The sequence below is a fragment of the Kitasatospora sp. NPDC059146 genome (assembly GCF_042786665.1).
Taxonomy (GTDB): domain Bacteria; phylum Actinomycetota; class Actinomycetes; order Streptomycetales; family Streptomycetaceae; genus Kitasatospora.
This window is the reverse complement of the sequence record NZ_JBHZCY010000063.1, coordinates 44,842-51,967: the sequence shown is the minus strand read 5'-3', so window position 1 is coordinate 51,967 and position 7,126 is coordinate 44,842. Positions and strand designations below refer to the sequence as shown.

6 protein-coding genes are annotated in these 7,126 nt (G+C 75.7%); 4 read left to right on the top strand and 2 right to left on the bottom strand.

Annotation, left to right across the window (positions count from 1 at the left end):
- Positions 1–137: 137 nt before the first annotated feature.
- Positions 138–1,007: a peptidase gene (locus ACFXPX_RS25130; protein WP_375892745.1), complete on the bottom strand. Its 870-nt coding sequence runs from the start codon at positions 1,005–1,007 to the stop codon at positions 138–140.
- A gap of 2 nt (positions 1,008–1,009) precedes the next feature.
- Positions 1,010–2,332 carry a VWA domain-containing protein gene (locus ACFXPX_RS25125; RefSeq protein WP_380643389.1) on the bottom strand — a complete coding sequence of 441 codons (1,323 nt, stop codon included), beginning with the start codon at positions 2,330–2,332 and terminating at the stop codon, positions 1,010–1,012.
- Positions 2,333–2,505: 173 nt separating this feature from the next.
- Between ACFXPX_RS25125 and ACFXPX_RS25120 the strand changes: the two genes are divergently transcribed.
- The 4 genes from ACFXPX_RS25120 (at position 2,506) to ACFXPX_RS25105 (ending at position 7,114) form a co-directional block, all read left to right on the top strand.
- Positions 2,506–3,348, top strand: a complete 843-nt coding sequence (locus ACFXPX_RS25120; RefSeq protein WP_380643387.1) for an ATP-binding cassette domain-containing protein — start codon at positions 2,506–2,508, stop codon at positions 3,346–3,348.
- Positions 3,348–4,031: an ABC transporter gene (locus tag ACFXPX_RS25115; RefSeq protein WP_380397567.1), complete on the top strand. Its 684-nt coding sequence runs from the start codon at positions 3,348–3,350 to the stop codon at positions 4,029–4,031. The genes ACFXPX_RS25120 and ACFXPX_RS25115 overlap by 1 nt, the downstream gene beginning before the upstream one ends.
- Positions 4,032–4,196: 165 nt before the next feature.
- Positions 4,197–5,606: an FtsW/RodA/SpoVE family cell cycle protein gene (locus ACFXPX_RS25110; RefSeq protein ID WP_380643385.1), complete on the top strand. Its 1,410-nt coding sequence runs from the start codon at positions 4,197–4,199 to the stop codon at positions 5,604–5,606.
- On the top strand, positions 5,606–7,114 hold the full coding sequence (locus ACFXPX_RS25105) for a penicillin-binding transpeptidase domain-containing protein (protein WP_380643383.1): 1,509 nt from the start codon (positions 5,606–5,608) through the stop codon (positions 7,112–7,114). Before ACFXPX_RS25110 ends, ACFXPX_RS25105 begins: the two co-directional genes overlap by 1 nt.
- Positions 7,115–7,126 lie beyond the last annotated feature (12 nt).

Below are 7,126 nucleotides of genomic sequence, written 5' to 3'. Positions count from 1 at the left end.
GGGGGGCCCCGGGGGGGGGGGGGGGCCGCCGCCCCCGCCCACACCCTCCCGGCGGGGGGGCGCCCCCCTGCGATGTCCGCCGGGGTGGGGGGCCGGCGGTATGGGGCCGGCCCGCCCCTCGACGGGTGGGGCCGGGACTACGGGCGCTCGGCGTAGTGGCCGTGCTGGTGGTGCGAGCCCTGGGGCGGGACGGCGCCGTGGTGGCCGGGGCGGTGGCCGCGCGGGTGCCGGGTCAGGTGGTAGCCGAGGATGCCGGCCAGGGCGGCCAGGAAGCCGCCGCCGATGGTCCAGTACCAGCGGCTGTTCCAGCCGGAGAACCAGCCGGTGTACCAGTGGTCCTGCTCCGCGACCGGGGCCGCGGCCCGGGCCGTGCTCGCGCCGCCGCCGACCGGCGGGACCAGCGGCGCCTTGAGCGCGCCGCCCTCGGGCTGGGCGTTGTCGGCGTTGCCCTTGGCGGCGACGTGCAGCTGGGTGGTGGCGGCCAGGCCGAGGTCGGGCTGCGGGGCGTCGGTGACCGAGAGCCGGACGTAGTAGGTGCCGGGCAGCGGGTCGCCGGACCACGGCTCGGCCCAGGTGCGGACCTCGCGCAGGGTGCAGTTCAGCGCCAGCGAGGTGGTGTTCTGGTCGCCGGTGGCGTTCTGGGTGCCGGCGGTGCAGGCCTGGCGGCGGCGCAGCCCGTCGAAGACCTCGACGCTCCAGGTCTGCGGGCCGTGCCGGTCGGCGGCCGGGGCCAGGTTGACGGTCAGGCTGACCGTCGGGGTCTGGCCCTCGGAGGCGCCGAACGCCCAGTAGAGGTAGTCGCCGGTGGAGACGGCGACATCGGCGTCCTGGCCGGGGGAGAGGTTGACCGCGGTCAGGAAGGAGGTGCCGGCCTTGGTGGCCGGGGCCGGGGTGCCGCTCGCGGTCGCCGTCGGGGACGGCGAGGCGGCGGAGGCGGCCGGGGCGCCCAGCGCGAGGGCGGGCAGCAGGGCGAGGGCGGCGAGGGCGCCGCGGATCGTCGTACGCATGATCAGTTCTCCCGCCAGACGGCGATCCGCCAGCGTGCGATCCAGCCGGCGAGCAGGCCGAGGACCAGGCCGGCCAGGGTGAGGGTGAGCAGCAGGATCCAGCCGCGGCCGAGGCCCATGGCGGCGCCCTCGGGGGCGGGCGAGGCGGAGGCGAGGTCCACGGTCAGCTCCAGCGGCATGCCGGGGTCGGCCTGGACGCCGGACTGCGGGGCCAGCGAGTTGCTGACCACCAGGCAGACGGTGGTGTCCGGCTTGTCCTTCGCGGAGGTGGTGGGGCTCGCGGTGACGTAGCCCTTGGAGTCGTTGGTGGACCAGCGCAGGCCGGTGGAGATCACGTCGGCGCGGGCGCTGCCGGCGTCGGTGCCGCGGACCAGTTCCTGGCCGGCGGCGCTGGTGGCCTGGAGCAGGACGCCGTAGTCCCGGGCCACCGCGCGGTCGAGGCCGACGCTGACCGAGGCGCGCAGTTCCTGGCCGGACTTGACCGGGACCTTGTAGACGCGGTGCTCGGAGAACTTCTCCCGGTCGCTGTAGACGCCGGGGGTGAGCACCGGGGCGCTCTCGCACCTGTCGGTGCCGGCGGTCTTGGACGGGGTCACCGTGTAGGTGTCGTTGGAGCGGTCGACCAGCTGCTTCACCTTGTCGGTGAGCTGCTGGGGGGTGCGGACGTCGGTGTAGGTGCCGCCGGTCGCGTTGGCGATGCAGAGCAGCTGCTGACGGGTCTTGTCGTCGTGCGCCAGGCCGAGGGTGTCGACCACCAGGTGGATGCCCTGGGAGGCGAGTTCGCGGGCGACGTCGCACGGGTCGGGCGGGGTGCAGGTGTCCTCGCCGTCGGTGATCAGGACGATCCGGCGGGTGGCGTCGCCCTTGCCGAGGTCCTGGGCCGCGCCGCGCAGGGCGAGGCCCATCGGGGTCCAGCCGGTGGGGCGCAGGGTGGCGACCGCGGTCTTGGCCTCGACCTTGTTGGTCTTTCCGACCGGGAAGAGCTGCTTGGTGTCCTGGCAGCCGATGTTCTTGTCGTTGCCGGGGTAGGTGGCGCCGAGGGTGCGGATGCCGAACTCGGTCTCCGCGGGCAGGGCGTCGATCACCTCGTTCAGCGAGTTCTGGGCCACCGAGATGCGGCTCTTGCCCTGGATGTCGGCGGTGTTCATGGAGCCGCTGACGTCCAGGATCAGGTCGACCTTGGGGGCCTCCTTCGGTGCGGGGGAGGCGCCGGCTGATGGTTCGTCGGCGTGGGCGGGCAGGCCGAGGAGCAGCGAGGCGCCCGTTATCGCCAGGGCGGCCAGCAGGCTGCCGAGCCTGGTCTTCGGTCGTCGTCCGGTATTCACCCGGCCGATCCTAGGGATCATCAGTTCGTCAAGGCCAAACGAGACCGGACGGTGCACCCGCCCGCCCCGGCGTGAACTCCGGCGTGCGGGGCAGGGTTTGCCGGACGCGGTGCTGACGTCGGCCTTACCCGCGCTGGATAGCCTTCGGGGGACCGGATGGAGGCAGGGTGCGGATGGAGCTGACCGCGGTCGGCAAGCGGTACGGGCGGGGCGGGCGGTGGGTCCTGCGGGACGTCGGACTGGTCGTGGGGCCGGGGGAGTTGGTGCGGATCTCCGGGGCGAACGGGAGCGGCAAGTCGACGCTGCTGCGGCTGGCGGCCGGGATCGAGCGGCCGAGCACCGGCCGGGTGGTGCGGCCCGGGTCGGCGGCGTACGTGCCGGAGCGGTTCCCGCCGGCGCTGCCGTTCGACGCGGCCTCGTACCTGGTGCGGGTGGGCCGGGTGCACGGGCTGTCGGCGGGGGAGGCGCGGCGGCGGTCGGGGCAGTGGCTGGACCGGTTCGGCATCGCGGACCGGGCGGGCACCCCGTTGAGCCGGCTGTCCAAGGGCACCTGTCAGAAGGTGGCGGTGGTGCAGGCGTTGATCGCCGAGCCTCGGGTGCTGCTGCTGGACGAGGCCTGGACCGGGCTGGACCCGCGGGCGCGGGCGGTGCTGGACGACGCGGCCGCCGAGCGGGCGGCGGCGGGTGGCGCGGTGCTGTTCGTGGACCACGACCCGGCCCGGCTGGCCGGGCGGACCAGCGCCGCCTACCGGGTGGGCGCGGACGGCGGGCTGCGGCCGGTCGGGGAGGCGGTGCCGGTGCTGGACGGGGGGCCGGTGGTGGAGGTCGAGGTGGACCTCGCGGACGGTGCCCCGCTGCCGCGGCGGCTGCCCGGCGCGCCGGTGGTGACCGCGCTGGACGGTACGGCGGTGCGGCTGGAGGTGCCGGCCGGGCACTCGGACGCCCTGCTGCGCGGCCTGCTGCTGAGCCGCCCGGCGCTGCGGGTGCTGGCGGTGCGCCGGCGGGGGGAGGAGTGATGGGGCAGGTCGGGGCGCTGACCCGGTACCACCTGGAGCTGCTGGTGCGCTCGCACGCCTGGCTGCCGCCGTTCCTGGCGTTCGCGCTGGTGCTGGTGGTCGGGGTGACGCCGGGTGATCCGCTGCTGGGCGGGCTCGGGTTCGGGGCGGGGCTGCTGGTGCCGGTGAGCGCCTGGTGCGTGCGCGGTGTGCTGACGGCCGAGCCGCCGGCCTCGCGGGCCTGCCTGGTGGCGGTGGCGGGCCCGGTGCGGGTGCACCTGGGGGCGCTGCTGGCGGCGGTGACGGCGGGGCTGCTGCTGGCGGTGGGCGAGGTGGCGGCGCTGTGGTGGGTCGGCGGCGCGGTGGCCGACCCGGGGGCGGGGCGGGAGCCGGGTGTCGGCCGGGCGCTGCTGGCCGGGCTGGTGGCCTCGGTGGTCTGCGTGCTGCTGGGGGCGTCGGCCGGGGTGCTGGGCAACCGTCCGGTGCTGGTCCGCTCGCCGTACGGGATCCTGGCGGCGCTGGGGTCGGCCGCGGCGGCGCTGGTGCTGCCGGGTTCGCCGGCCAACGCGGCGGTGCGCGGGGTGGTGACGGCGGCCCGGACCGGGCGGGTGGCCGTGCCCTGGGGTGAACTGCTTTTCTCCGTCGTGCTGTTGGCCGTGTTCGGGGCGGGGGCGGCGGTGCTGGCCGGGCGGCGGCCGGAGTGAGGGGCGGCGGGCGCGGTCGTGGCAAAGGCGGACACACCGTGGCAAAGAGTCGATATATATGGATAGTGCTCGTTAGGGTGACGAACCGGGGCACCGGTGTCCGGACCCGGTCGGCCCCTTCGACTCCCGCCTCCCCCAGGACGGTCCGTGGCGACACCCTCCGCCGTGACGAGATCCGCGGCCCGGCCGGTCCGGCCGGTGCGGCCCCGGCGCACCACCGAGCTGGTGCTGGTGCTGGCCGCCGTCCTGATCGCCGTGTTCGGCTACGTCGAGGTCGGGGTGAACCTCGACGGGCGGGCGCCCGCCGACGCCGCCCAGTACGGGGCGGCGCTCGGCGTGCTCGCCCTGGCGGCGCACGGCGCGGTCCGCCTGCGGGCCCGGTACGCGGACCCGCTGCTGCTGCCGATCGCGGTGCTGCTGAACGGGATCGGCCTGGTGGTGATCTACCGCCTGGACCGGGCCACCCCCGGCCGGGAGGCCGCCTCCACCCAGCTGCTCTGGTCGGCCCTGGGGGTGGGGCTGTCCACCGCCGTGCTGCTGCTGGTGCGCGACCACCGGCGGCTGCGCCGCTACGCCCACGTCGGGGCGCTGCTGGCGCTGGTCCTGCTGGTGCTGCCGATCCTCTTCCCGCCGGTGTACGGCTCGCGGATCTGGATCGTGGTCGGGCCGCTGTCCTTCCAGCCGGGGGAGTTCGCCAAGATCCTGCTGGCGGTCTTCTTCGCCGCCTACCTCGCGGTGCACCGGGACGCGCTGGCGCTCACCGGCCGCCGGGTCTGGCGCTGGCAGCTGCCGCGCGGGCGGGTGCTCGGGCCGGTGCTGCTGATCTGGGCGGCCTTCGTCGGGGTGCTGGTGCTGGAGACCGACCTCGGGACGGCCCTGCTGTACTTCGGGCTGTTCGTGGTGATGCTCTACGTGGCCACCGCGCGCACCGGCTGGATCGCGATCGGGCTGGGCCTGGCGGCGGTCGGCGCGGTGACGGTGGGCTGGCTCTCGCCGCACGTGCACAGCCGGGTGGTGGACTGGCTGGACCCGCTGGGCTCGATCGCGGCGGGCAAGGGCGCCAACCAGATCGCCCAGTCGCTGTTCGCCTTCGCCTGGGGCGGAGAGCTGGGCACCGGACTGGGCGACGGGCACTCGGTGCTGATCGGTTTCGCCGCCAAGTCGGACTTCATCCTCGCCACCATCGGCGAGGAGCTCGGCCTGACCGGGCTGTTCGCGGTGTTCCTGCTGTACGCGGTGCTGGTCTCGCGCGGCTTCCGGACCGGCATCGCGCTGCGCGACCCGTTCGGGCGGCTGCTGGCGATCGGACTGGCCGCGATCGTCGGCCTCCAGGTGTTCGTGGTGGCGGGCGGGGTGCTGGCGCTGATCCCGCTGACCGGGATGACGATGCCGTACATCGCCCAGGGGGGGTCGTCGGTGGTGACCAACTGGATCATCGTGGCGCTGCTGGTGCGGATGAGCGACGACGCCCGGCGGCCGGTCCCCGCGCCCGCGCCGCTCCCCGTGACCGCGCCCGGGACCGCGCCCGTGACCGGTCCGGAGCCGGGGCCCGGCGCCGGGCCGGAGGCGCGGTGATGGCCGGCCTCGGGCCGCGGGGCAACGGGCCGCAGGGGCTGCCCGGGATCTCGGTCACCGGGCGCCGGGCGGCCACCTTCTGCCTGCTGCTGGTCGGGGCGCTGTGCGTGCAGGCCACCCGGGTGCAGGTCTTCGAGGCCCGGGACCTGGACCGCAACAGCGCCAACCAGCGGCTGGTCGTCGAGCGCTACGCCCGGCCGCGAGGGGACGTCCTGGTCGACGGGCAGCCGGTGACCGGCTCCCGGCCCACCGGCGGCCGGTACGCCTACAAGCGCACCTACGCCGACGGGACGACGTACGCCGCCGTCACCGGCTTCTCCTCCCAGGCGTACGGCAACAGCCAGCTGGAGGGCACCGAGGACGGCCTGCTGAACGGCACCGACGGCCGGCTGACCGGCTGGTCGCTCCGGGACGCGCTCACCCGCCGGCGCAGCCCCGGCGGGAACGTCCTCACCACGATCGACCGGGCCGCCCAGCAGGCCGCGGTGCGCGGGCTCGGCGACCAGAAGGGCGCGGTGGTCGCGATCGAGCCGGCCACCGGGCGGATCCTGGCGCTGGCCAGCACCCCCTCCTACGACCCGGGCGACTTCGCCGGCTCGGCGGGGGCCGACCAGACGGCCTGGAACCGGCTGCAGGCCGACCCCGACCAGCCGATGCTCAACCGGGCGCTGCGCCAGACCTACCCGCCGGGCTCGGCCTTCAAGGTGGTCACCGCCGCCGCGGCGCTGGCGGCCGGGGTGGTGACCGACCCGGACGCGCCGACCGACGCGCCCTTCCCGTACGTGCTGCCGGGGACGACCACGCCGCTGGTGAACGACAGCGCGGCCTGCGACCGGCCCGGGCTGTCGCTGGACGCGGCGATGACCGCCAGCTGCAACAGCGTGCTGGGCCACCTGGGGGTGCGGACGGGGGTGGAGAGGCTGGTGGCGACGGCCGAGGGCTTCGGCTTCAACGACCCGAAGCTGGACGTGCCGGTGCGCCCGGCCCGGTCGAACGTCGACACCGCGATGGACCCGGCGCAGCTGGCGCTCTCCTCGATCGGGCAGTTCGACACCGCGGCCACCCCGCTGGTGATGGCGATGGTCGCGGCCGGGGTCGCCAACGACGGGACGGTGATGCGGCCGCGGCTGGTGGACCGGCTGACCAGGGGCGACGGCACCGTGGTCGAGGTGCGCGGGCCGGCCGTGTACCGGCAGGCGCTGACCCCGGCGGTGGCCGGGCAGCTGCGGAAGCTGATGACGGACGTGGTGGAGAACGGCACCGGCGGCAACGCCCGGATCCCCGGGGCGGTGGTCGGCGGCAAGACCGGTACCGCCCAGCACGGGGTGGACAACAGCGGGACGCCGTACGCCTGGTTCATCTCCTGGGCCGCGCCGGCCGGTTCGGCCGCCGTGGCGCCGGTCGCCGTGGCGGTGGTGGTCGCGGACAGTGACGCCACGGACGTCACGGGTGGCGCGCTGGCCGCCCCGATCGCCCGCTCGGTGATGCGGGCGGTACTCGGCCGCTGACTCGGACAGGGG